Origin of the sequence: Micromonospora carbonacea (assembly GCF_014205165.1) — a bacterium.
Classification (GTDB): Bacteria; Actinomycetota; Actinomycetes; order Mycobacteriales; family Micromonosporaceae; genus Micromonospora; species Micromonospora carbonacea.
Map to the genome: position 1 here is coordinate 2,378,152 of NZ_JACHMZ010000001.1, position 25,149 is coordinate 2,403,300.

Sequence of the window (25,149 nt, forward strand, 5' to 3'; positions counted from 1 at the left end):
CCGGTTCTCGGGTCAGCGCAGCGATACGCCGGCGAAGTCGGGCAGGTCGTTGGGGGTCGGGGTGAACCCCTCGACGGTGCCGCGCAGCACGACGTTGCCGTTGAGGTCGAGCGGGAAGATGCCCACCGCCTCGTCCCAGACGATCTTGCCGGCCTGGGCGTACAGGGTGGCCCGCTTGTCCTGGTCGAGTTCGGCGCGGGCGGCGAGCAGGATGCGGTCGAGTTCCGGGTTGGCGTAGCCGTTGCGCTTGGCGGTCGACAGGTAGAGCCGGGCCAGGGTGAAGTCGGCGTCGCCGGTGATCGTGCTGCCGGTCGTCATCGTGCTGTCCCAGTCGAGCTTGAGCAGCTTGTCCAGCCAGGTGGCCCGTTCCAGTTCCTGGGGCTTGACCACGATGCCGACCTTGGCCCAGTCGCTGATCATCGCGTCGGCGAAGGAGTTGCCGTTGGTGCAGCAGCCGCTGCTCCACATCATCGTGGTGCTGAACCCGTCCGGGTAGCCGGCCTCGGTGAGCAGCTGCCGGGCGCGGGCCGGGTCGTAGGCGTACGGGTTCTGCCCGGCGGCGCCGAACACGGCCTCCGGCAGCGGGCCGGTGGCCGGGGTCCCGGCCTGGTCGAACAGCGACTTGCTGATCTTGGCGAAGTCGACCGCGTGCCACATGGCCTGCCGGACCCGCGCGTCGGTGAACGGCTTGCGGGAGCTGTTGAACCAGATGTAGTAGTTGGCGTACGTCGGGAACGACTTGACGGTCAGGTCCTTGTTGTCCCGCAGCCCGGTGAGCTGGTCCGGCGGCAGGCCCCAGGTCACGTCGATCTCGTTGTTCGCCAGCGCGGTCACCCGGCCGGACACCTCGGGAATGTAGCGGTAGGAGATGCCGGTGAGCTTCGGCTGGTCGCCGCGGTACTTGTCGTTGCGGACCAGGTTCACGCTCTGGCCGGCGGTGAACGACGAGACCTTGAACGGGCCGGTGCCGTACGGGGCGTCGAAGAACGCGCTGTCGCCGATCTTGGCGGCGGGGGCGATCCAGAGCAGGGTGAGGTTGCTCAGCACGGTGCCGAGCTGGCTCTTGGTGTGGATGGTCAGGGTGCGCTCGTCGGGGGTGCGGATGTCGTCGACGGTGGCCCACAGCCCGGCCAGCGGCCCCTTGCCGTCGATCAGCGCCTGGAGCGACGCCTTGGCGTCGGCGCTGGTCATCGGCGTCCCGTCGGCGAAGGTGACGCCGCTGCGCAGCACGAACTGCCAGGTCAACGGGTCGGGGTTGGTCCAGCTCTCGGCGAGCTTCGGGGCGATCTTCCCGTCCTGGCGGACCACCAGGGTCTCGAAGACCTCCTGGACGACGGTGAGGGTGGGTTGGTCCGCCGAGTTCGCGGCGAACGGGTTCAACGAGACCACCGGGGTCGGGTTGGCGACCCGGAGGGTGGTGACGCCGCCGCCGTCACCGGCGGGGTCGGCGGAGCCGAAGGAGCACGCGGTCAGCCCGAGCACGGCGGCGAGAGCCAGCGCGCCGAGTCGGGTGGTCGAAGATCTCATGTCTGCCCATTTCGCTGACGGGTTACCGGGTGGAGAGGTTCGGGTCGGAGCGGTCCCGTAGTTCGTCGCCGAGCACGCCGACGCAGACCACGAAGACGGCCAGGACCAGGCCTGGCAGGGTGGCGATCCACCAGGCGCTGGCCAGGTAGTCGCGTCCGTTGGCGATGGTGGTGCCCCAGCTCGGCGTGCCGGCCGGGATGCCCAGGGACAGGAAGCTCAGCGACGCCTCGGCGACGATGACGAATCCGAGCTGGACGGTGGCGATGACCAGCAACGGGCTGGCCACCGCGGGGAGCACGCAGTGCCGCACGACGTGCCACGGGCCGGCGCCGAGGGTGCGGGCCGCGTTGGCGAAGTCCCGGGAGCGGGTCGCCAGGGTCTGCGCCCGGGCCACCCGCGCGAAGATCGGCCAGGTGGTGATGGACAGGGTGAGCACGACGTTGGTGACGCTGGAACCCAGCACGCCGGCGACGAAGACGGCGAGCAGGATCGACGGGAAGGCCAGTTGGATGTCGGCCAGTCGCATGAGGGTCGCGTCCACCGCCCCGCCGAGGTAGCCGCAGAGGATGCCGAGCGCGGCGCCCACGGTGCCGGCCAGCAGCAGGGTCGCCGCGCCGACCAGCAACGAGATCCGGGCGCCCTGCATGATCTGGGGCAGCAGGTCCCGGCCGACCTGGTCGGTGCCGAGCAGGGCCAGGCCGCCGTCGGACATCCGGCTGCCCGGGGGGAGCAGCCGGTCGGCGACGGAGGTCGCGATCGGGTCGTACCGGGCGACCAGCGGCCCGATCACCCCCGCCACCAGGTAGCCGGCGATCACCCCGAGGGGGAGCCACAGCCGCAGCCGGCGACGTCGGCGGCGGGGTGGGGCGGCCGGCGGGGTCGAGGCCCCGTCGGGCGGGCCGCCGTCGGTGGGCACGACCGGTGTGCCGAGCACGGCCGAGCCGGGTACGCCGTCGGACACGGTGGTCACCTCTCAGACGCTCTCGCGGACCCGGGGGTCCAGCCGGACGTACAGCAGGTCGACGAGCAGGTTGATGACGATGAAGATCACGGCGACGGTGATCACGCAGGCCTGCACGACCGAGTAGTCGCGGGCGGCGATGGCGTCGGTCATCAGCCGACCCACCCCCGGCCAGGCGAAGACGGTCTCGACGATCACCGCGCCGCCCAGCAGGCTGCCGAACTCCAGGCCGGCCACGGTGACGACGGGGATGAGCATGTTGCGCATCGCGTGCCAGCCGACGACCCGGGTCTCGGACAGGCCCTTGGCCCGGGCGGTCACCACGTAGTCCTCGTGCAGCACGTCGAGCAGCCCGGAGCGCACCAGCCGGAGCACCACGCTGAGCAGCGGCAGCGCGAGCGTCACCGCCGGCATGACCATCGCGGCCGGGGACCCCGCGCCGGAACTGGGCAGCAGGTGCAGGAACCGGGAGAAGACCAGGATCAGCATGATGCCGACCCAGAACGTCGGAAGGGACTGGGTGAGCATCGACAGCACCGAGACCACCCGGTCCACTACGCCGTTGGGCCGGGTCGCCGCCAGGGTGCCCAGGGCGAACCCGAGGACCAGGGCGATGGCGAAGGCGGTCAGGGCCAGGGCGGCCGTCGCCGACAGGTGGGTGAGCACCAGGTTCGTCGCGGCGTCGTGGAGCCGGAACGACTCACCGAAGTCGAGGGTGACGGCCCGCCGGAGGAACTGGACGTACTGGACGGGTAGTGAGGCGTCGAGCCCGTACTCCCGGCGCAGCGCCTCGACGGCCGACTGGTCGGCGTCCGGGCCGAGCACCGCGGTCGCCGGGTCGCCGGAGACCGCCCGCATCGCGAAGAAGACCACCGTCGCCGCGCCGAACAGGACGAGTACCGAGATCGCGAGGCGACGCAGCGCGTACCGCAGCATCTCGGACCCCTCAGTTGCCGGGCGGCGGGTCGCCGGCCAGCGCCGCCTCGATGTCCTCGACGACGGTGACGGCCGCGCGGCCCTCCTCGCCGCTGACCGGTGTCGGCCCGCCGGTCAGCGCGGCGTCGACGAACGCCTCCAGCTCGGACCGCAGGTTGTAGGCGCCGCCGCCGTCGCGACTGGGCCAGAAGTAGGTGTCCATGAAGCTGGCCGCCCCGCCGCGGTGGGCGTACAGCAGGTCGTTGTGCGAGAGGTTCATCTCGAGGATCCCGTGCTCACCGACGATCCGCAGACCGGCGTCGGCCCGCGACGGGCGGGAGTGCGGCAGCGTCCAGTTGTTCTCCATCGTGCCGATGGCGCCGTCGTCGAAGCGGACCGTGGCGTGCACGACGTCGTGGCTGGGCGAGAGCACCTTGCGGCCGACCGCGCTGGTGACCTCGACCTCGCGGCCGGTCACGAACCGGAGCAGGTCGGCGTCGTGGATGCCGAGGAACCAGGCGACCGACGTCCGGTCCCAGATCCCCTCGCCGACCGCCTGCGAGGTGCACCGCCACACCTTGACGTGCCAGATGTCCCCGAGTTCGCCGGAGCGCACCACCTCACGCAGTCGCCGCACCCGGGGGTCGAACCGCAGCACGTGACCGATCATCAGGGCGTCGGGATCGGGCCGGCCGGCGATGATCCGGTCGCAGCTGGCCCGCGACAGCGCCATCGGCTTCTCCAGCAGCACCCGCTTGCCCGCGGCGAGCGCGGCGAGGGTGGCGTCCTCGTGCAGGTGGTCCGGCGTGCAGATGCTCACCGCGTCGACCTGGTCGAGGAGGTCGACGACGTCCGGGACGGCCCGGACGCCGAGGTGGGTCTCGGCCCATTCCCGGTTGCGCGGCGAGACGTCCGCGACGGCGACCAGTTCGGCCTGCCGCACGTCGCGCAGCGCACGGGCGTGCAGCTGTCCCTGGACCCCGACTCCGACGACACCGACCCTTAAGCGGTCCACACCCGGCCCCCACTGTTGCGTACCAACGAAAGCTAGATGTGTACCTAGCTCCGATAGTTGTACACCTGTGGTCCGGGCCGCGCAAGACGCGAATTCACCTCCGCATCGGGCCCCCTACCTGCGGGATCGATGATCGGCGGTGGTCATCCGCGCGGGCGACCGCCGCCCGTCGAGCGGCAGCCTGGGTCGCCACGTGCCCGGCGAGCCGGTCGACGGCACAACGGAAGATGCCCGAGCCGCGGTTCTGCGGCTCGGGCATGTTCCGGTTTCGCGGGGACGAGGTGGCGACGGATTGCCACCGCTGACGGGTCACGGGTCGGGCGGGGTCGACCAGCGGGGGTCCGCGGCGCGGACCCCCGCTGGCGCGTTCCGGGCCTCAGCCGGTGGGCAGGGTCGCCCAGCCCCGGTTGAAGGTCTTGCTGTCCTCGTCCGGCCGGTAGTTGCGTTCGATGTTGCCGGCCGCGTCCACCGAGAACCAGTGGATCTTGGTGCCGACCGGGACGGTCAGCGTCTCGGCCCCCTCCCGGATGCCCGCCGAGGCGTACAGGGTGGACTCGAACGTCGGTCGGCTGCCGTCGAGGGTGTAGAACACCGCCGCCGGCTCGCTGACGTCGAACCGGACGCTGACCGCGCCCTCGGTGGCGCTCGGCGTGACCGACAGGGTGCTGGTCGGGCGCTTCTTGTCCTTGTCGTAGTCCCGGGCCACCCGCAGCAGCTCGACCAGGCCGTTGCTGAACTCCATGGTCTCCTGGTGCGCCTCCTCCCAGGTGGGCTGGAAGCTGGTGCCGACCTCGAAGTTCCAGGCGTAGATGCCGTACTTGTACCAGAGCATGTCGCCGGAGTTGCCGGCCGCCGAGTACAGCACGTCGGAGATCGGGCCGGTCCGCGCCGGGGTGACCGCCATGTTGCGGTGCCGCTTGATCGCGGTGAGGATGCGCGACGACGCGCCCCAGAAGAACGACTCCTCGGCCAGCGTCGGCCGGGGCGCGGAGACCCGGCCCGGGGTGGCGTACGCGCCCGGCGACCACATGAAGTAGTTGCCGGAGGAGTGCAGGTTCATCGAGAACTTCATGTTCGGCCGCTGGGCCAGCCAGTCGACGTTGCGGTTCTCCGGCTCGGACAGCTCGCTCGGCCCGGCGTAGGTGTCGCCGGTGCAGCTCGCCGACGCCCCCGAGTAGCCGTCGAAGAGGCTGTACTCGGAGTAGTTGCGGTTGTTGTCCACGCCCCACGAGTTGCGGGCCAGCGCGTCGGTGGCGCCGCCCGGCGCGCAGTGGTTGGTCATGTTGCGCCGCTGCGAGGCGTAGTCGTAGAACGAGTAGTGCCCGCCGTCCGGGTTGATCGACGGGACGATCCAGATGTCCAGGGTGCGCAGCAACTGCTTGGTGTTCTCGTCGGTGGCGTGGTTGCGCAGCAGCCGCTCGGCGGTCTCGATGGTCACCAGCGGCGGCACCCACTCCCGCGCGTGTTCCTGCGCGTACGCGAGCACCCCGGTGCGGGAGCCGTCGCGGTACTTGCCGATCCGGATGGCGTACACCGGGTGCGGGTCGCGGGAAACCCCGGCCGGCGCCTTCAGGTTGTCGGACAGCGGCGTCGGCGCGACCGGCGCGACCACCCCGGCGCCGGCGTCCCCCCGATAGGTGTACGCCGTGACCAGCGCGCCCGCCTCGGCGGTCAGCGCCGCGGCGACCTGGGCGGCGGTGCTGGTCACCGCCCCGGCGGCGTCGGTGGCCAGGCTGACCCGGACGGCCTTGCCGGTCACCGTGACCGACAGCGGCCGGTCGGCCGCGCCGGGGTCGGCCAGCTCGACGGTGATGTCGTTGCCGCCCTCGTGCCCCCAGGCGAGCGAGTCGACCGCGACCCGGGTGGCACTGGTCCCACCGAGCACGACCTGCGCCTTACGCCGGTAGCCGTTGGTCTGGTACGGCAGCTTCACCACCTCGGCGAGCTGCGGGTAGGCGTCGGCCAGCCGCTTGATCCGGTCGTACAGCTCGGTGGGGGTGAGGTAGCTGGTGACGAAGTCCTTCTGGTAGCCGGGGCCCTCCGGGCTGTCGGCCGGGATCGGCAGCCACTCCTTGACCTCGGCGACCGCCACGTCGCCGGTGGGGCTGGTGATCTGGATGCGCTCCGGCCGGGCGGTGACGGCGGCGGCGCCCCGGTGGTAGAGGTAGACCCCGGCGTCGACGAACCGGGAGATGTTCTGGGTGCCGCCGGTGCCGATCTCGGTGCCGGGGCCGCTGTCTCGGGCCACGGTCAGCGCGCTGGTGGAGGTCTGCCCCTGGGCCCACTTCGCCTCGACCGAGAGCACCTGGTTGGTGCCGGAGGTGTAGTAGTCGGCCCGGATGATCTTCACGTCGGAGGTCGCGGCACTGCGCTCCAGGGTCGCCGTGTACGCCCGGTTCTCGGCCTGGTGGGCGGCGATCGTGGCGTCCCGCTCGCTGATCCGCTGCGCGGAGTCGGCGGCGTCGTGCAACACGGCGCCGACCCGGTAGCCCATCCGCTTCAGCGCGGCGACCTCGGTCGGGGTGACCACGGCGTGCACCACGATGCCCGCCTCGGTGGGGGTGACGTGGTGGTCGAGGTCGACGCCGGTGGCGACCAGCGCGTCCAGCTGGGCGCTGCCGTCGACCGTCACCTCCACCACGTCGGCCTGCTCGTCGGCGGAACGTTCGAGCACGACCGGGGCGTCGGCCTCCCGGTCGGGCGGGGCGGCGGTGCCGGCGGTCGCCGGGCCGGCGATCAGCAGCAACGCCACGCCGGCGGCCGTGGCGGCGGGTAGCCGCCGCCAGCGGCGGGGGAGCGCGGAACGGGACATTCGGGCCACCTTTCCTCAGGTGCGAGACGGGCCGACGGCGCGCGGCAGCGCCCGCCGTCGGGCGGGTGTGCGAAACAGGGAGGTCGGACGCCGACAGTCGGGCGACGGTGGCGACCGAACACGACGTCCACCCGCGGACGACGGGGGACACGGGGATGTCTCCCGAACGGGCGGATGCGACGGACCGGCGCCGATCCGGTCCGCGTGACGGGCGGGGGGCGAACCTGGTTACGGTAGGTCGTGGGGGCGTTGCCGATCGGTGCGCCCATCCTGGCCGTGCCTGCTCTGATCTGTCAATGATCTGTCCGGCCGCACACGGACTGTCACAGCGCGGCGGCGCGGGTGTCCTCTCCCGACGGTCGATCCGGCGGCGACGGTCAGGACCCCGACCGGTAGTGGCCGGTGAGCCGACCCAGCTTCATCGCCAGGTGCAGGCACAACCGTTCGTTGCCGTCCTTGAGGTCGGTGTCGGCGAGCTGCTCGACCCGTTGCAGCCGGTAGTAGAGGGTGGTCCGGTGCAGCCGCAGCTTCTCGGCGGTCGCGTGGGCGTTGCCGGCCAGGTCGAGGTAGGCCTCCAGGGTCTCCAGCAGCACCTGGTGGGCGTCGTCGCGCAGCAGCCGTTCCAGCCCGGGGTGCACCCCGGCGGCGTCGAGGTCCCGGCCGTCGAGCTGGGACAGCACCCGGTAGATGCCCAGGCCGGACCAGGAGACCACCCGGCCGAGCGCCGGCAGCTGCACGCCCACCCGGGCCGCCTGCACCGCCTCCCGGTAGGACTCCACCGCGTCGGCCAGCCCCGGGCGGGACTGGCCGATCCCGGTCACCGTCCGTTCCACCGAGGAAAGCCCCCGGGTCGCCTGGGCCAGCGCCTCTTCGAGATGCTCGGCGGCGACCTTCGGGGTGGGCTGGCCGGCGATCCGGCCGCCAGAGATCAGCAGCACCCCGTGGTCGGGCCAGACCATGTGCAGCGACTCCCGCACGCCGAGCCACCGCCGGGTCGCCACCAGCGCCTGTTCCAGCGCGATCCGGGCCACCTCGTCGAGGTGCCGCCCGGCGGCGGGGACGAGCTGGGCCACCACGGCGGTGGTGGGGCCGTCACCGGCGACCGTGCCCTCCTCCAGCAGCGCCCGGACGGCGTGCGTGCGGGCCTGCGCGCTCTCCACCAGCAGCGTCCGGGTGGCCTCCGACTCCCGCTGTGAGGCCAGCTCACCGAGCAGGTTCTCCCGGTAGAGGGCCAGCGACAGGTCGGTGAAGGCGCTGGTCGCGGTGGCGATGTCGGCGTCGGTCATCGACCCGTCGTCGTCGATGAACCAGACGAACCCGAGCAGCAGGTCGTCGTGCCAGATCGGCACGCAGACCCGGGGGAGCAGGTCGAGGTCGACGTCGGCCGGGGTGCGCACCGGCTCACGGGCGGTGAGCACGCCCATCCGGCGGAACCAGGCGATCACCTCAGGGGTGGTCTGCCGGCGCAGGATCGACATCCGGCGCACCTCGTCCATCGGCCCGTCGTGTTCGCTGTAGACGACCACCCGCTGCCGCCGGTCCTCGATGAGGGCGGGACGCCCCACCCGGGCGGCGACGGCATCGACTATGCGCTGAAGCTCACCGTGCATGGATCTCCCCTGGTTGGCTGCGCGGCAGGGGTGCGACAGCCGGTGCCCTACCCTCTGCGGCCGGTGGCCCCGGGCGCAAGGTCCACCGGGGATCTACCGACAAAAGGACGGCCCCCGGGGCGACTGTTCCGGCAGTTGTCCGAAGCGCCGCCGTGATCGCCGATCGTAAGGTTCCGGTGCGGTGGGCAGCGGGCCGCCGGCGCGCAGGAGGGAACGCCCGAGTGACAGCTGGTAGGCCCTGGCGGGGGGTGCTGGTCGCCGTCACCACACCGTTCCGCGACGACCTCGCCGTCGACTTCGACCGGCTCCAGGAACACGTGCGCTGGCTGGCCGAGGCGGGGTGCCACGGGGTGACCCCGTGCGCGTCGGTGGGGGAGTACCGGGCGCTGTCCGACGACGAGCGGGCCGACGTGGTGCGGGCGACGGTGCAGGCCGCGCCGCCCGGCTGCGCGGTGCTGCCAGGCGTCGGCGGGTACGGCAGCCGGCAGTCCCGCCGCTGGGCCGAGCAGGCCGCCGCCGCCGGGGCCCACGGGGTGCTCGCCCCACCCCCGGACGGCTACCCTGCCGGCGACGCCGACGTGGTCGCCCACTACCGGGAGGTGACCGCCGTCGGGCTGCCGGTGGTGGCACACAACGACCCGTACGACACCCGGGTGGACCTCACCCCGGAGCTGCTCGCCCGGGTCGCCGAGACCGACGGGATCGTCGCGGTCGAGGAGTTCTCCGGTGACGTCCGACGGGTGCACCGGATCAGGGACCTCTGCCCGCACGTGGACGTGCTGGCCGGCGCGGACGACGTGCTGCTGGAACTCGTGTTGTGCGGGGCCCGGGGCTGGGTCGCCGGTCTGTCCAACGCGCTGCCCCGGCAGGCCCTGCGCCTCTACGACCTCTGTGCCGCCGGTGACCTGGCCCGCGCGTTGCCGCTCTACGCCGAGCTGCACCCGGCGTTCGGCTGGGGCTCCCGGCCGGAGGCGGTGCAGGCGATCAAGCTGGCGATGGACTGTGCCGGGCGGTTCGGTGGACGGTGCCGCCCGCCGCGCGGCCCGCTGCCGCCGCCGGTCGCCGCCCGGCTGCGCCGGGACCTGGTCCGGGCCCTGTCCGTCACCATCGATCCGGTTGCCGACGGCCGTCCCCGCTGAACCGTCCGGGCTGCTCCGGCCGGTGCCCGGGGCGCACCGGCGGGCCGGGCCGGCCGGTCCGGTCCGGGGCCCCGGCCGGTCGCCCCGGCCGGTCGCGGCCGGATGCCGGTCCTTCAGGTGTCGGAAGCCGCCGGTTCACCTGCCGACATCTGCACGGTGACCCGCCCCGGCCCGTCCTCCTAGATTCGCTGCGCGGCCCGGTGCGCGGCTGTCCCGGCGGCCATCCCTCGGGACACCGGTCACCGGCGGCCGCGTCCCTCCCGACGAGAGGTGAACCCGTGCACCGTGCTCCCCGCAACACCCCCCGACTGCGGCGTCGCGTGCTGGCCGCGGTCCTGGCCGGCACGCTCGTGGCGACCGCCTCGACGCAGGCCGCCGCGGCCCCGGCCAATCCGGCCGGCGGCACCGCGCCGTTCCAGGTCCTCGACCCGCAGGCCTGGCAGAACCCCGACACCATGACCTGGGACGACTACCAGGCGGTTCCCGGCAGGAACTGGGCCGATCCGAGTGTGCGGGGCTCGATCCGCAACTTCAAGATCGCCCTGGTCGCGCTCGACTATCCCGACCAGACGTTCGCGGTCTCCCAGCGGGCCCGCTCGACGGTCTTCGGCAACCCCCAGTCGGTCGCGGCCAACATCCCCCGCGCCGACGTGCCGAAGTTCTACCAGGACTTCCTCAACACCCCGAACACCCTGAACAAGGGGCACACCCTGCACGAGTACTGGATGCAGGACTCCAACGGGCGCTACGGCGTGGACCTGGCCGGGTTCGGGCCGTACCAGATGCCGGCGAAGTCCTACCAGTACGGCCTGGACAACAGCTTCAACCCCGGCGCCTGCCCGAGCGGGGACACCTGCAACAAGAACATCCGCACCGACGGGCTGGGCGCCTGGCGGGCGGCGGTCGGTGACGAGGTCGCCAACCAGTACGAGCTGGTCTTCATCCTCAGCGCCGGGCAGGACGAGTCGTCCACCTGGCAGGAGTTCGGGCAGATGATCTTCCAGAACAAGGAGGACGTGCCGGATTCCTGGGGCCCGCCGGACCCGAACCTGCCGAATTGGGCCAAGACCCGCTACGTGGAGTGGACCTCCTGGAAGGCAGCGGCGACGTTGTGGCCCAACGCCGGTTCCGGCTCCTCCACCCAGGGGGAGAGCTCCGGCATGGGGGTGTACGCCCACGAGCTGACCCACCTGCTCGGCATCGGCGACAACTACAACAACCCGTACGGCGAGCCGTTACGAAGGGCGTACACCGGCATCTGGAGCATGATGTCGCGCGGTTCGTTCAACGGACCCGGCGGCCCGCACACCCGCTGGCAGATCCCGCCGACCAACGGCGGTTCGATGGGGTCGCTGCACACGGTGCGGGACAAGCTCAAGATCGGCCTGCTCGGTGAGGAGCACGTGCTGCGGCTGTCCCGGGAGGCGCTGGCCTCCTCGGGCCTGGTCGTCGCCCAGGTGACCGCCCGTGCGGTCGACGCCGGCCCGAAGGGGCTGACCGGGGTGAACATCGCCCTGAACAAGGACCTCTCGCCGGCCTGCACGGTCGCCACGAACCCGCTGTGCGACGGCGGGAGCTTCAACAACTACACGGTCGAGGTCGTCGACCGGATGGGGGCGGACTCGTTCACCCCCGACCGGGGCGTGCTGCTGAGCAAGACCAAGAACGCCGACAGCGCGCCGTTCCAGTGGGTGGTGGACGCCAACCCGCAGGACATCGACATGATTGACTTCTACCGGCCGGACGGCACCCCGCAGAAGATCACCATGGGTGACTACCGGCAGCTCTCCGACGCGCTGTTCCACGCCGGGGCGGACACCGGCAGCCAGTACGAGTACGTCGACGAGGCAAACCGGCTGCACTTCTACATCATCGACCTCAAGCGGGACTCGGCCGGCTCGCTGTCGTACACGGTGGCGGTGCGGTCGCTGGACGGCACCGGGGGCCCGAGCACGCACGGCGTGACCCTGGGCAAGGGCGAGGTGACCAGCACCGGCAAGCCCACCAACCGGGGCGTGACCTGCTCGTTCGAGCTGACCAACAGCGGCAGCTACTCCGCCGGTGGGCAGCAGCACCCGGAGGACGCGACCGCGTACCTGAAGTCGGACGTCTACCGGCTCTCGGCGGAGGTGGCCGGCAAGGGCTGGCGGACCTGGCTGCCCAACCCGCTGGCGACCGCCCAGTTCGGCAAGTCCACCACCGTCCGGGTGTCGGTGGGGGCCACCGCCGCCGCGGCGGACACCGGCTTCGTCAAGCTCACCGCGACCTCGGAGAGCGACCCGTCGAAGACGGTGACCAAGCAGTGCCGGGTGGAGAAGTCCTGACCGGAATCGACCGACGCCGTGGGTCCGTGGTGGCGCAGGCCGCCACGGACCCACGGCGCGGGTGGGAGGAGACCACGTGCGGCTGACCACGAGCGCCCGCCGCGGTGTCGGCGCGCTGGCGATCCTGCTGCTGGCCGGCGCCACCGGCTGCGGCGGCCCCGACGCCGAACCGGAGGCGGTCACCCAGACCACCGTCCGGGTGCTGGTCCGCGACATCAACATCCGGGCCGAGGGCGTGGACTGCGCCGGCACCGGCCCGTACCTGTACTTCCACCACCGGGCGCCGTTCCGGGTGCTCGACCCGGACGGCGCGGCCCTGGTCACCGGGACGCTGCCGGCGGGCACGGCGGTGGCCGCCTTCGCCGAGGACCTCGGGGTGGAGCGGGTGCCGACCTACTGCGAGTTCGCGGTGCCGGTGCAGGTGCCGCAGCGGGCCGGGTACCGGCTGGAGGTGGCCGGCCGGCCGGCGCTCGACCTGACCCCGGACACCAGCGAGGGTCCGGCGCTGGTGGCGGTGGTGCCGACGTGAGGCGGCGGCTGCTCGCGCCGCTGCTGGCGGTGCTGGTGCTGGCCGGCTGCACCGCCCGGCCGGTCGCCGAGCCCGCACCGGCGCTCGCCGGCGGCGCGTCGACGTTGCCCGGCCCGGTCCCCGCCGACCTGGCGCTGCGCCCGGCGCCCGGCACCGCGCCGGCCGCCCCCGCGTTCACCGGTGGGCTGACCGACGGCACCCCGCTCACCGCCGCCCGGCTGTGGGCCGACCGACCGGTGGTGTTCACCTTCTTCAGCTCCTGGTGCACCACCTGCGTCGACCGGCAGGACGCGCTGAGCGACCTCGCCCGCCGCCACCGGGACCGGGTGGTCTTCGTCGGGGTGGCGGGCGCCGACCAGGCCGACGAGTTGCAGGACTACCTGCGTGCGCACCGGGTGGAGTATCCCGTCGTCGTGGACGAGCAGCAGACGATCTGGCGGTCGTACGCGGTGCGGGAACCACCGGCCGTCGTGCTGGTCGCCAAGGGCGGCGCGTTGCTGCGCGGGTGGCCCGGTGGGCTGGACGCGGCGGCGCTGGAGCAGCGGCTCGGGGAACTGGTGCTGGCCGGCTCCGGGTAGCCGCCCCGGGTGAGGACGGCCGGCCCCCGCCGGCCCGTGCGGGCGTGGCGTCGAACCGACGGGAGGTCGACGCTGCGCCCTGCGGCGTGCCTGGGTCCCTCTCGGTCCGTCGCGGTCGGTGTTCGCGCTGGTGGGGGCCGGTGGATCGACGGGGGAGGCCGGTGCGGGCGACCGTCCGGCCGCTCCCCGCCGACCATCGGGAACTTCTGTTCGCGCGAACAAAAGTTTCTCCGTTCGAGGTCTATCTTTAGCCGTCGGCCACCGTTAGTGTCCGGTTCACGGACGTAACACGGTTGACATCACCCCTTGATCGACCAGCCATCTACCGGGCCACGCGTATTCGGCGGCGCAGGTCCTTCGACCCTCCTAGCAGGACTTCGCACGTCTCCACGGTCCGCAGGGCCGCTTTCGAAAGGTGGAAATTGTGAACGAGGATCAGCGCCGTATGGCCTCCGACCCCCAGTACCGCGCCCAGGTCACCCGCCGTCGGCTGCTGGCCGCGTCGGCCGGTGCCGCCGCCGTGCTCGGCGCGGCCGGCCTGCCGGTGCTCCAGACCAACGGTCCCGCCCGCGCGGACGGCAAGTGGCGGGTCGACCCGCTCATCCCGACGCAGAACCGGGGCATCATCCTCTACAGCGTCCGGGACCGGATCTCCGCCGCCCCGGACGACAGCGGCGTGCCCTACGGCTTCGAGCGGGTGCTCGCCAGCCTGGCCGAGATGGGCTACAAGGAGATCGAGTTCGCCGGCTACAACCAGCACACCTCGATCCTGGGCCGGCAGATCACCCCGACGGAGATCCGCAAGATCCTGGACGACAACGGGCTGGTCGCCAACGGCACCCACACGTCGATCAACGCGGCCACGTTCCAGCAGCAGCTGGACATCGCCGAGGAACTCGGCATGAAGAACATCGGCACCGGCAGCGACCCGACCAACAGCGCCTACCAGTCCGACTGGGACGCCGCGGCCGACCTGTGGAACGAGCTCGGCCGGCAGGCCAAGGAGCGCAAGATGCGCCTCTACACCCACAACCACGACGTGGCCTACTCGTTCCTGCTCGACAGCGGCCCGCTGGACGCCAACGGCAAGCCCACCCGTTCCTCCGGCGTGCGCCGGCTGGAGTACTTCTTCGCCAAGACCGACCCGAAGTACGTCTTCTTCGAGTGCGACATCTACTGGGCGTACGTGGCCCGGCACAAGCACACCACGTACACCAACTCGGCCGGCCAGCAGAAGACCTCGCTGTTCGACCCGATCCTGAACGTGGCCCGGCGCACCAAGCGGTTCCCGCTGTTCCACGCCAAGGACGGCAACCGCAACACCGCGCTGCCCAACGGTTACGAGATGATCCCGCTCGGTGAGGGCGACATCAACTTCCAGCAGTTCTTCCAGACCATCGGCGAGTCGGACTTCCACCACGCCAACTGGGAGATGGACACCGCCCCCGGCGGCACCGCCAACCCGGGCCAGTCGCTGGACTTCGCCCGGCTCAGCTACGCCAACATGGCCGACCTGACCATCTACACCAACGACTGACCGCCCGCCGGCCGTAGCCGGGCACCGCCCGGCCGCACCGCCGCCGGCACCCAGGTGGCGGTCGCGTCCCCCGACGTGACCGCCACCTCTCCCGGGCCCCGCCCCGACCGTCCGCGCCGCCCGGCGGCCCCGGACGGCGACCGGGCGCACCGCCCCCGTAGCCCGTCACCTCTTCCGACCCGTGACCCCGGGCCGCGCTGCCGCGCGCCCCGGCACGGGCCCAGGCCGCACGCAGCTCCCCGGTCGGCGAACCGCACGGGGCCGGGACGGCGTCGTCCCGACCCCACCGGAGAGCGAGACGCAGCACAGACCACCCGGGTGGCCCCGGCGACCCGCCCGGAGCAGGCAGCACATCGTCCCCCCACCGGAGGAACCAGATGGCAAGATCGGTACACCGATGGCTCGCCGCGATCGCAGGGGTCGGGATCGTCGTCCCGCTCGCCGCGGCCGCCCCGGCGTTGGCCCAGCCGGCCCAGGACAAGACCAGCGTCCTGGTGTTCACCAAGACCGACGGTGAGCGTCACCCGTCGATCGACAAGGGCGTCAACGCGATCCGCACCCTGGGCAACGGCAACGGCTTCACCGTCGACGTCACCCAGAACTCGACCGCGTTCTCCGACGACAACCTGGCCAGCTACGGCGCGGTCGTCTTCCTCAACACCACCGGCGACGTGCTCAACAGCAGCCAGGAGGCGGCCTTCGAGCGCTACATCCGCAACGGTGGCGGCTACCTCGGCGTGCACGCCGCGGTCGAGGCCGAACCGTCGTGGACGTTCTACCGCGACATCGTCGGCACCACCGCCGCCGGCACCGCGTCGAGCGGGCCGGCGAGCATCGACGTGGCCGACCGGGCGCACCCGGCGAGCAAGCCGCTCGCCCGGCAGGTCAGCCTGAACGACCAGTGGTACAACTTCACCACCAACGTCCGGGGCACCGCGCACGTGCTGGCCACGGTGGACGAGAAGACGTTCACCGGCGGCACCATGGGCTACGACCACCCGATCTCCTGGTGCAAGGACTTCCAGGGCGGCCGGTCGTTCTACACCGGGCTCGGCGACTCCGCCGACACGTACGCCAACGGCGTGTTCCGCAAGCACCTGCTCGGCGCGATCCAGTGGTCGGCCGGCATCGTCGAGGGGGACTGCGGGGCGACGGTCAAGGCCAACTACGAGAAGGTCATCCTCAACGACGAGCCGGGCGAGCCGATGACCCTGTCGGTGCTGCCCGACGGCCGGGTGCTGCACAACACCCGGGCGGGTGAGATCCGGTTGTACGACCCGGAGACCGGCGCCAGCCCGGTGATCACCACCATCCCCGTCTACCAGCACGACGAGGACGGCCTCCAGTCGGTCACCATCGGGCCGGACTTCGCCACCGACAAGTGGGTGTACGCCTACTACGCGCCGAAGCTCGACACCCCCACCACGGACGCGCCGGCGACCAGCACCGACCCGACCGCGTGGGACGTCTACAAGGGCCACAACCAGCTCTCCCGGTTCAAGTTCGTGGAGGAGCCGACCCCGCACCTGGACCTGGCCAGCGAGCAGAAGATCATGAAGGTCGACACCGACCGGGGCATCTGCTGCCACGTCGCCGGTGAGGTCAAGTTCGACGGCAAGGGGCTGCTCTACCTGGTCACCGGTGACGACACCAACGCCGGTGGCTCGGACGGCTTCACCCCGATCAACGAGTCGCCGACGCAGGGGCCGGGCTACGACGCCCAGCGGTCCGCCGGCAACACCAACGACCTGCGGGGCAAGGTGCTGCGGATCAAGGTGAAGGCGGACGGGTCGTACAGCATCCCGGCCGGCAACCTCTTCCCCGAGTCCGAGGACCGCGACGACCAGACCCGCCCGGAGATCTTCCTGATGGGTCTGCGCAACCCGTTCCGTTTCGACGTGGACTCCCGCGGCTTCGTCTACATCGGCGACTACTCGCCGGACTCGCAGGTGCCGAACCCGGCCCGGGGGCCGGAGGGCACCGGTCGGTGGATCGCCACCAACAAGGCCGGCAACTTCGGCTGGCCGTACTGCTACTCGCCGACGCTGCCGTACATCGACTACGACTTCGTCACCAAGCAGTCCAAGGGCGCGTTCAACTGCGCCGCGCCGGTGAACGACTCGCCGCGCAACACCGGCCGTCGCGTCCTCCCGCCGGTGCAGGACCCGCAGCTCAACTACACCTTCCGGGCCACCACCACCTGCGCCGAGGCGTACCTGGCCAACCCGCCCGGCACCTGTGAGTTCCAGTGGCCGGTGCTCGGCACCGGCGGCGTGGGCCCGATGGGCGGCCCGGTCTACAAGTACGACGCCGCGCTGGCCTCCGAGACCAAGTTCCCGGAGTACTACCACGACGCGGTGGTCTTCGGGGAGTTCACCCGGGACAAGATCTTCATGATGCGCACCAACGGCAGCGGCAAGCTGGTCGGGGTGGAGCAGTTCCTGCCGGGCTTCGTCTTCGACAACCCGATGGACATGGAGTTCGGCCCGGACGGCAACCTCTACCTGCTGGAGTACGGCGACGGCTTCTTCCGGGCCAACCCGGACGCCGCGCTGTCGGTGATCCGCTACGCCAAGGGCACCCGCGCCCCGGTGGCCGAGCTGCACGCCAGCCCGACCTCCGGGCAGGCGCCGCTGACCGTGCAGTTCTCCGCGGAGGGCTCCTACGACGCGGACCCGGGTGAGACCATCACCTACGCCTGGGACTTCGACGGCAACGGCACCACCGACTCGACCGAGCGGGACGCGTCGCACACCTACACCACCAACGGGGTCTTCACCGCCAAGCTGACGGTCACCGACTCCAGCGGCAAGACGGCGGTGCTCACCCGCGAGATCACGGTGGGCAACACCGCGCCCACCGTGAAGGTCACCTCGCCGCTGTCCGGCACCTTCTTCAACTGGGGTGACACCGTGCCGTGGACGGTCACCGTGACCGACCCCGAGGACGGCCCGATCGACTGCAGCCGGGTCACGGTCTCGTTCGTGCTGGGCCACGACACCCACGGCCACGGCATGAGCGACGCCAACGGCTGCTCGGGCTCGTTCGAGACCCCGGCCGACGGCGCCGACCACGCCGGCGGCTACCTGTACGGCGCGATCAGCGCCACCTACACCGACAAGGGCGCCAACGGCCAGCCGGCGCTGTCCTCCCTCGACCAGGTGGTCCTGCAGACCTTCCGGCAGCAGGCCGAGTTCGCCCAGGTGCAGCAGGGCGTCAGCCTGGCGAACACCACCGACGCCGGTGGCGGCCAGCACGTGGCCGGCATCGACGACGGCGACCACATCGCGCTCGACCCGATCAACCTGGGCGGGATCGACACGATCACCTTCCGGTACGCCGGTGGCTCCACGGCCACCGCCGGAACCCCGCGCGGCATCGTCGAGCTGCGGCTCGACTCGCCGACCGGTGAGCTGGTGACCAGCGCGACGCTCAACGCGACCACCGGCACCAGCGCCTGGGCCAGCCAGACCTTCCCGGTCAGCCAGGCGGCCGGCACGCACGCGCTCTACCTGGTCTTCAAGCCCGTCTCCGGCGGACCCACGACCAGCCTGTTCAACCTCAACTGGGTGGAGTTCGGCGGCCCGACCTCCTGACGTCACCGCCCGGACGCCGGGAGGACGGAGACTCCGTCCTCCCGGCGTCGCACCGGCACCGGGGCGGCCACCGGCACCCGGCCGGGCGGCACCCGCAGGTGCCCGACCCGGCCGGTGGCGACGGTGGCCGACCAGGTCTGACTGACCGGCCAGTGGCCGGCCGACCGTCGATGATCTAGCGTCCCGTGCGCCCGGGGGCCACGCCCCGCCCCGGCACGCAGCGAAAACGAGGGGGGACCGTGCCGTTCCGTAACGATGCCGCCGACCGAGGGGGACAGCCCCGCCCCGACCGCCCGGGGCCGGGCGTGACCTGCCCGCCGGGCTGGCGTCCCCTGCGGGTGGCGATGATCGGCCAGAAGGGCGTGCCGGCCACCTACGGGGGGATCGAACGGCACGTCGAGGAGATGGCCAGCCGGCTGGCCGGCCTCGGCCACGAGGTGACCGTCTACTGCCGGGACAGCTACGGCGCGGTCGAGGAGACCCGGCACCGGGGCATCCGGTTACGGCGGGCCCGCACCGTGCCCAGCAAGCACCTCGACGCCATCGTGCACTCGGCCACCTCCACCGTGGCGGCGCTGACCGAGCGCCCCGACATCGTGCACTACCACGGCCTCGGCCCGGTGCTGACCGCGCCGCTGGCCCGGTACGCCTCCCGGGCCCGGGTGGTGCTCACCGTGCACGGGCTGGACAACCAGCGCGACAAGTGGGGCCGGGCGGCGCAGGCCGTGCTCGGCACCGCGTACCGGCTCAGCGGGCACCTGCCCGACGCCCGGGTGACCGTGTCGCGGGGCCTGGCCGCGCACTACGCCAGCCGGTTCGGCCGGCCCGCCCGCTACATCCCCAACGGGGTGGTCGCCCCCACCCACCTGCCGCCCCGGGAACTGTCCCGGTTCGGCCTGCGCCCCGGCAACTACCTGCTGCTGGTCGGCCGGCTCGTCCCGGAGAAGGCCGCGGACCTGCTCGTGCGGGCGTTCCGTCAGCTGCCGACCGACCTGCGGCTGGCCATCGTCGGCGGTTCGGCCTTCACCGACGGGTACGTCGCCCAGCTCCGCGCCGCCGCTGGCGACGACCCGCGCATCGTGTTCACCGACTTCGTCTACGGCGACGTGCTGGCCGAGCTGTACTCGCACGCGGCGGCCTTCGTGCAGCCGTCCCGCCTGGAGGGGCTGCCGCTGACCGTGCTGGAGGCCGCCTCGTACGGCCTGCCGGTGGTGGCCAGCGACATCGAACCCCACCGCGAGATGCTCGACCGCGACGGCCCGGGGCAGCGGCTGTTCCGCGACGGCGACGTCGACGACCTGCGCCGCGCGTTGCACACGGTGACCGCCGACCTGCCTGCCGAACGGGCCGGCGCCGCGCTGCTGCGGGACCGGGTGCTCGCCGAGTACAGCTGGGACGCGGCCGCCCGTGAGCTGGAGGAACTCTACTTCTCGCTGGCCCTGCGCGCCCCCCGCCGGGGGGAACCGGACGTTGGGTCGCCCACGGTCGGCGTAACGGCCCATGCCCCCCGACCTCGGCGACCGTTAGATTAGGCCGTTCCTCCGGCCGTCGGCGGCGACCGGCAACAGTTCCCTGGAAACGAGTGGTCGGCGAGCGGTGGACGGACAGCGACACGGCACGGAGAGTGACCTCGCCCTGCCCGGCGGCGGGCGGCGACGGTGGGCCGCCGGTGATCCGACCGCCCGCCTGCTGACCGTCGGCGCGGCCCTGCTCTGCGCCGTGGCGGCGGTCGCCGTCGGGTTGGCCGCCACCGGTGGCGGCCGGGTCGGCGCGGTGCTGCCCCTGGCGGTCCTCGCCGGGCTGGCCGTCGGCGTCCTCGCGCTGACCCGGTTCGCGGCGTACGTGCTGCTGATGCTGGCGGTCCGCTCCTGCGTCGACCTGTTCAAGCTCAGCGGCCCGACGGCCGGCCGCGCCGACGGCGCGGCGGCGACCCGGGCGATGGACCCGTCGACGATCCTCGCGGTGCTGTTCCTGCTCGCCGCCGGGCTCTGGCTCGCCGCCCAGCTCCGCCAGCGGGGCCGGCTGCGCGGCTCGCCGCTCGGCGTGGCGATGCTGCTGGTCGGGGCCACCTCCCTGGTCAGCGCGGCGGGGGCCGCCCAGCCGGTGCCCAGCGCCCTGGAGGCGCTGCGCATCGGCACCGTGGTGGTGATGTTCGTGGTCCTGGAGCAACTGATGCCGGACCTGCCGGCGGTCCGCCGGGTGCTGCTCGCCGCGTACGCCTCGCTGGCGCTGGCGGTCGGCTACACCGTCGTGCTGTCCCTGCTCGGCCACCCACCGGCAGAGGTCAAGGGGGGCTTCACCCGGATCAGCGGGCCGTTCGGCCAGTCCACCACCTTCGGCCGCTACCTGATGTTCATGGTGATCTTCGGGTTCGGCATCCACCGCTACCTGGGCCGCCGGCTCCGGCTCGGCCTCGGCGCGTTGCTCGCCGCGTCGCTGCTGTTCCTGCTGCTCACCAACACCCGCAGCGCGATCCTCGGCGCGGGGCTGGGCCTGCTGGTGGTGGCGGTGCTGCACCGCAGCCGGCGGATGCTGGTGGCGCTCTGCCTGGTCGCGGTGGCCGGGGTGGCCCTGCTGCCGAGCGTGGCGCACCGCTTCGGGCAGCTCGCCGACAGCACTGCCGTGGGCGGCGGCCCGACCGGCAACACCCTCGCCTGGCGGGTCGGCTACTGGTCGGAGATCGTGTCGCTGGCCAACCGCAACCCGGTCACCGGGATCGGCCCCAACATGACCAAGTTCGAGGCCGACGAGGCGAAGAAGCCACACAACGACTTCCTGCGCGCGTACGTGGAGACCGGGCTGGCCGGGCTGCTGGCGTACCTGGCGATGCTGGCGCTGTGTCTGCACACCGGGCTGAACGCGCTGCGCCGGGCCCCACCGGGGAGCCTCGGCCGGGGGATCGCGATCGGGTTCCTGGGCTGCGCGGTCGCCTTCGTCGCGGTCAGCGCGGCGTCCAACGTGATCTCGAACGTGGTCACCCTGTGGTACTTCGCGGCGTTCGCCGCGGCAGCCGGCGCGGTCGCCCGGGGGCTACCGGCCGAGCCGACCCGGGTGGCGACGCCCAGACCGGTGGGCACCGGGTGGCACAACCGATGAAGCAACGAGCAGTGGGGAGCGGCAGGGTGGAGATCGTCGACTATCTGCGGGTCGCGCGGCGTCGACTCTGGCTGCTGGTGGGCATTCCGCTGGTGGCCGGGGCGGCGGCCGCGCTGGTCGTCCTGCTCGGCCCGCAGCAGTACGCGGCCACCTCGTACGTCGCCGCGCCCGCCCTGGTCGGCGGCAGCGCGGCCCAGCAGTACACCGGCACCCAGGCGGCCAGCCAGTTCGCGGCAGCCTTCGCCGCGGCGGTGACCTCCCCGCAGGTGGTCGACCAGGTGGCGGCCGACACCGGGGTGCCCGCCGACACGCTGCGCGACGGGCTGGCGGTCAAGCAGGTCGGCGCGAGCAGTCAGCTCACCGTGACCTACACCGCCGCCGACCGGTCCACGGTCGACCCGGTGCTCGCCGCGACCGGCAAGCGGGCCCTGGCCTTCCTCTTCGCCAGCCAGGTCGGCATCGCCACCGACGAGGTGAAGACGGCCACCGACGAGCTGACCACCGCCACCCGGGCGATCAACGACTGGGAGAAGGCCAACAAGGTCAGCCAGCCGGACAAGCTCTACCAGTCGACCCTCCAGGAGATCGCCAGCCTGCGGCAGCAGCAGTTGCAGATGCAGGCGGTCGGCAACACCCGGGGGGCCAACGCCGCCGCCGAGTCGATCAGCGCCGGGCAGAAGCGGCTCGACGGGCTCGGCCCGAAGCTGCCCGACTACCAGGCGCTGATCGCGCAGCGGGACAGCGCAGCCAGCGCGTTGGCCTCGGCCCGGCAGCGGCTGCAACAGGCCCGCGCCCAGTCCCAGGCCGCCGACCCGGAGAAGGTGACCAGCGTCGGCGAGGTGCAGCCGGTGTCCCGGGTGAAGGCGCTGGTCGGCCTGGTGCTCCCGGTGCTCGGCGCCGGTCTGCTGCTGGCCGTGCTCCTGGTCGCGGTGCTGGAGTGGCTGTCGCGCAGTCGCCGGGCCGGCCAGCCGTCGGCCGTCGGTCGGGCGGCCCCGGCCGGTGGGTGGCGCGGCAGCGACGACACGGCGGTGCTGCCGGCCGTCACGGCGAGCGTGCCCGAGCAGCACTCCCGGCACCGGTAGGCGGGCGTGCCGGAAGGTTCCGCGCGGGGCGACCAGCACGTCCGGGGAATGGCCCGGGGCGGCGGGCTCAACCTGCTCGGCGCCCTGCTCAGCCAGGCGGCGGTCTTCCTGATCATGCTGCTGCTGGCGCGGGTGCTGGGCATCCGGGAGGTCGGCCGGTACGCCCAGTGCTACGCGGTGCTGTCGCTGGCCGGGCTGCTGTCGCTGTCCGGGTTCCGGGCCGGGCTGACCCGGTTCGTGGCGGTGCACCTGGCCGACGCGGACGCCCCGGCGCTGCGCGGCACCATCCGGTTGGGACTGGCCGTCTCGGCCGGCTCGTCGGTCGTCCTGGCCGGGGCGCTGGCGGCGGGCGCGCCCTGGCTCGCCGACCGGCTGCACGACCCGGGGCTGGTCACCGGCCTGCGGCTGGTCGCGCTCACCCTGCCCGCCTCGACGGTCTGCGAGGCGGCCCTCGCGGCGACCCGGGGCTGGCGCACCCAGCGGCCGTTCACCTTCATCGGCCAGCTCTACGAGCCGGGCGCCCGGCTGCTGCTCACCGCGCTCACCCTGGTCACCGGGGCGGGGCTGACCGGGGCCTTCTGGGCGCTGGTGGTGGCCGGCTGGTCGGCCGCCCTGCTCGCCCTGCTGGCGCTGGGCCGGCTGGTGCGCCGGGTGCCGCCGGCCCGCCCGGTGCACCGGCCGGGGGAGCTGTTCCGCTTCTCCACGGTCAGCTGGGTGTCGTCGCTGTCGTCGACCGGGCTGATCTGGGTCGACACCCTGCTGCTCGGCTTCTTCGCCAACCCGGACATCGGCGTCTACAACGTCGCCACCCGGCTGGTCACCGTCGCCATCTTCGTCCTCGCGCCGGTCAACGCCGCGTTCGGGCCGTACCTGGCGCACCTCTACCACCGGGGGGACCTCGACGACGTCCGCCGGGTCTACGCGGTGGCCACCGGCTGGGTCGTCCGGCTGTCGTTGCCGGCGTTCGTGGCGCTGCTGGTCCTCCCCGGCGACCTGCTGCGCGTCTTCGGCGGCGAGGTCGCCACCGGCGCGGCCGTGACCGTGATCCTCGCCCTCGGCCAGCTGGTCAACGCGGCCACCGGCCCGTGTGGCACGGTGCTGAACATGTCCGGCCGGGTGGCCCTCAACATGGCCGACAACCTGGTCGCCCTGCTGCTCAACGTGCTGCTCAACCTGTGGCTCATCCCGACGTACGGGATCGTCGGCGCGGCGGCGGCGTGGAGCGCCTCGCTGATCGTGGTCAACGTCGCCCGGGTGGTGCAGGTCCGCCACCTGACCGGCGCGCTGCCGTTCACCGTCGGGATGGCCAAGGGGCTGGCCGCCGGGGTCGCCGCGCTGCTCGCCGGCCTGCTGGTGCGCTGGCTGGTGCCGGGCTGGCCGGGGCGGCCGGCCGCCGGGCTGACCGCGATCGTGGCCGTCTACCTGGGGACCGTGCTGGCGCTGGGCCTCAGCCGGGAGGACGTGATGGTGCTGCGCACCCTGGCTCGCCGACGCCGTCGCGGCGGCCCGCCCGACGCCGCCGGAGACGATCCGGCCCCGGCCGTCGACGGGGCCGGCCGGGCGGTGTCGCGGTGAGCGCGGGGCCGCGGCGGGCCACCGTGGACCGGCTGCGCCGGATGGTACGCGGCACCCGCGCGTGGGCGCGGGCGGCGCGGCCCGGCCCGGTCGGCGCGCTGCCCGATTTCCTGATCATCGGCGGGCAGCGGTGCGGCACCACCTCGCTGCACCACTACCTCGCCGCGCATCCCGACGTGCGGGCCGCCACCGGCAAGGAACTCCAGTTCTTCAGCCTGCACTACGGTCGGGGGCCGCGCTGGTACCGGGCGCACTTCCCACCGGCCGCCCCCGGCCGCCGCAGCTTCGAGGCCAGCCCCTACTACCTGTTCCACCCCGGCGTGCCGGCCCGGGTGGCGGCGACGCTGCCCGAGGCCCGGTTCGTGGCGCTGCTGCGCGACCCGGTCGAGCGGGCCTACTCGCACTACCTGCACACCCGCTCGTACGGGCTGGAGCCGTTGGGCTTCGCCGAGGCGCTCGTCGCCGAGCCGGGGCGGCTGGCCGCAGCGCTCGCCGACGGGCCGGACACCCCGGCGGCCCACCACGCGCTGCGCAACTTCTCCTACGCCGCCCGGGGCCGCTACGCCGAACAGCTCGACCGCTGGTACGCCCACCTGCCCGCCGAACGGCTGCACGTGATCCGCAGCGAGGACCTGTACGCCGCCCCGGCGACCACCTACGCGGGCGTGCTGCGGTTCCTCGGGCTGGCCCCGTACACCCCGACGGAGTTCGCCCGGCACACCCGCCGGGCGGACAGCGGCCCGTCGCAGCTCACCGCCGAGTTGCGGGCCGAGCTGTCCGCCGGGTTCGCCCCGCACAACGCCCGCCTCGCCGCCCTGCTCGGCTGGCCCCGCACCTGGTGAACGGCCACCGC

17 protein-coding genes are annotated in these 25,149 nt (G+C 72.8%); 11 read left to right on the forward strand and 6 right to left on the reverse strand.

All coding sequences use genetic code 11. The features are described from left to right. Nucleotides 1–12: 12 nt before the first annotated feature. From HDA31_RS10365 to HDA31_RS10390, 6 genes are all read right to left on the reverse strand, one after another. The gene (locus tag HDA31_RS10365) at nucleotides 13–1,527 is read right to left on the reverse strand and encodes an ABC transporter substrate-binding protein (RefSeq protein ID WP_178064883.1); all 1,515 of its coding nucleotides are present in this window, start codon (nucleotides 1,525–1,527) and stop codon (nucleotides 13–15) included. A 22-nt stretch (nucleotides 1,528–1,549) separates the two neighbouring features. After that, nucleotides 1,550–2,497, reverse strand: coding sequence for an ABC transporter permease (locus HDA31_RS10370; RefSeq protein WP_219824889.1), 948 nt, complete (start codon nucleotides 2,495–2,497; stop codon nucleotides 1,550–1,552). Nucleotides 2,498–2,500: 3 nt separating this feature from the next. Beyond that, a complete protein-coding gene (locus HDA31_RS10375) occupies nucleotides 2,501–3,424 on the reverse strand; it encodes an ABC transporter permease (protein WP_074473024.1) in 924 nt (307 codons plus the stop codon). 10 nt (nucleotides 3,425–3,434) lie between these two features. Beyond that, nucleotides 3,435–4,418 (reverse strand): Gfo/Idh/MocA family protein, encoded by a 984-nt coding sequence (locus tag HDA31_RS32910; protein WP_178064884.1) that lies wholly within the window; start codon nucleotides 4,416–4,418, stop codon nucleotides 3,435–3,437. A 376-nt stretch (nucleotides 4,419–4,794) separates the two neighbouring features. Next, complete coding sequence (locus HDA31_RS10385; RefSeq protein ID WP_178064885.1) at nucleotides 4,795–7,230, reverse strand: M14 family metallopeptidase; 2,436 nt, start codon at nucleotides 7,228–7,230, stop codon at nucleotides 4,795–4,797. Between the two features lie 377 nt (nucleotides 7,231–7,607). Continuing rightward, on the reverse strand, nucleotides 7,608–8,840 hold the full coding sequence (locus HDA31_RS10390; RefSeq protein WP_178064886.1) for a PucR family transcriptional regulator: 1,233 nt from the start codon (nucleotides 8,838–8,840) through the stop codon (nucleotides 7,608–7,610). 221 nt (nucleotides 8,841–9,061) lie between these two features. Between HDA31_RS10390 and HDA31_RS10395 the strand changes: the two genes are divergently transcribed. From HDA31_RS10395 to HDA31_RS10445, 11 genes are all read left to right on the forward strand, one after another. Further along, nucleotides 9,062–9,979: a dihydrodipicolinate synthase family protein gene (locus HDA31_RS10395; protein ID WP_178064887.1), complete on the forward strand. Its 918-nt coding sequence runs from the start codon at nucleotides 9,062–9,064 to the stop codon at nucleotides 9,977–9,979. Between the two features lie 278 nt (nucleotides 9,980–10,257). Further along, nucleotides 10,258–12,303 (forward strand): M6 family metalloprotease domain-containing protein, encoded by a 2,046-nt coding sequence (locus HDA31_RS10400; protein WP_246383853.1) that lies wholly within the window; start codon nucleotides 10,258–10,260, stop codon nucleotides 12,301–12,303. A gap of 76 nt (nucleotides 12,304–12,379) precedes the next feature. Beyond that, the gene (locus tag HDA31_RS10405; RefSeq protein WP_178064888.1) at nucleotides 12,380–12,832 is read left to right on the forward strand and encodes a hypothetical protein; all 453 of its coding nucleotides are present in this window, start codon (nucleotides 12,380–12,382) and stop codon (nucleotides 12,830–12,832) included. After that, entirely contained in the window at nucleotides 12,829–13,410 is a 582-nt protein-coding gene (locus HDA31_RS10410) for a TlpA family protein disulfide reductase (protein ID WP_178064889.1), read from the forward strand. The genes HDA31_RS10405 and HDA31_RS10410 overlap by 4 nt, the downstream gene beginning before the upstream one ends. A 424-nt stretch (nucleotides 13,411–13,834) precedes the next feature. After that, nucleotides 13,835–14,947, forward strand: a complete 1,113-nt coding sequence (locus HDA31_RS10415) for a sugar phosphate isomerase/epimerase family protein (RefSeq protein WP_246383854.1) — start codon at nucleotides 13,835–13,837, stop codon at nucleotides 14,945–14,947. 377 nt (nucleotides 14,948–15,324) lie between these two features. Continuing rightward, complete coding sequence (locus HDA31_RS10420; RefSeq protein ID WP_178064890.1) at nucleotides 15,325–18,543, forward strand: ThuA domain-containing protein; 3,219 nt, start codon at nucleotides 15,325–15,327, stop codon at nucleotides 18,541–18,543. A gap of 305 nt (nucleotides 18,544–18,848) precedes the next feature. Further along, nucleotides 18,849–20,075, forward strand: a complete 1,227-nt coding sequence (locus HDA31_RS10425) for a glycosyltransferase family 4 protein (protein WP_178064891.1) — start codon at nucleotides 18,849–18,851, stop codon at nucleotides 20,073–20,075. A 64-nt stretch (nucleotides 20,076–20,139) separates the two neighbouring features. Then, nucleotides 20,140–21,639, forward strand: a complete 1,500-nt coding sequence (locus HDA31_RS32915; RefSeq protein WP_178064892.1) for an O-antigen ligase family protein — start codon at nucleotides 20,140–20,142, stop codon at nucleotides 21,637–21,639. Then, a complete protein-coding gene (locus HDA31_RS10435) occupies nucleotides 21,636–22,721 on the forward strand; it encodes a Wzz/FepE/Etk N-terminal domain-containing protein (protein ID WP_178064893.1) in 1,086 nt (361 codons plus the stop codon). The genes HDA31_RS32915 and HDA31_RS10435 overlap by 4 nt, the downstream gene beginning before the upstream one ends. Before the next feature lie 6 nt (nucleotides 22,722–22,727). Then, on the forward strand, nucleotides 22,728–24,296 hold the full coding sequence (locus HDA31_RS10440; protein WP_178064894.1) for an oligosaccharide flippase family protein: 1,569 nt from the start codon (nucleotides 22,728–22,730) through the stop codon (nucleotides 24,294–24,296). After that, complete coding sequence (locus tag HDA31_RS10445; protein WP_178064895.1) at nucleotides 24,293–25,138, forward strand: sulfotransferase family protein; 846 nt, start codon at nucleotides 24,293–24,295, stop codon at nucleotides 25,136–25,138. Before HDA31_RS10440 ends, HDA31_RS10445 begins: the two co-directional genes overlap by 4 nt. The last annotated feature ends 11 nt before the right edge of the window (nucleotides 25,139–25,149 follow it).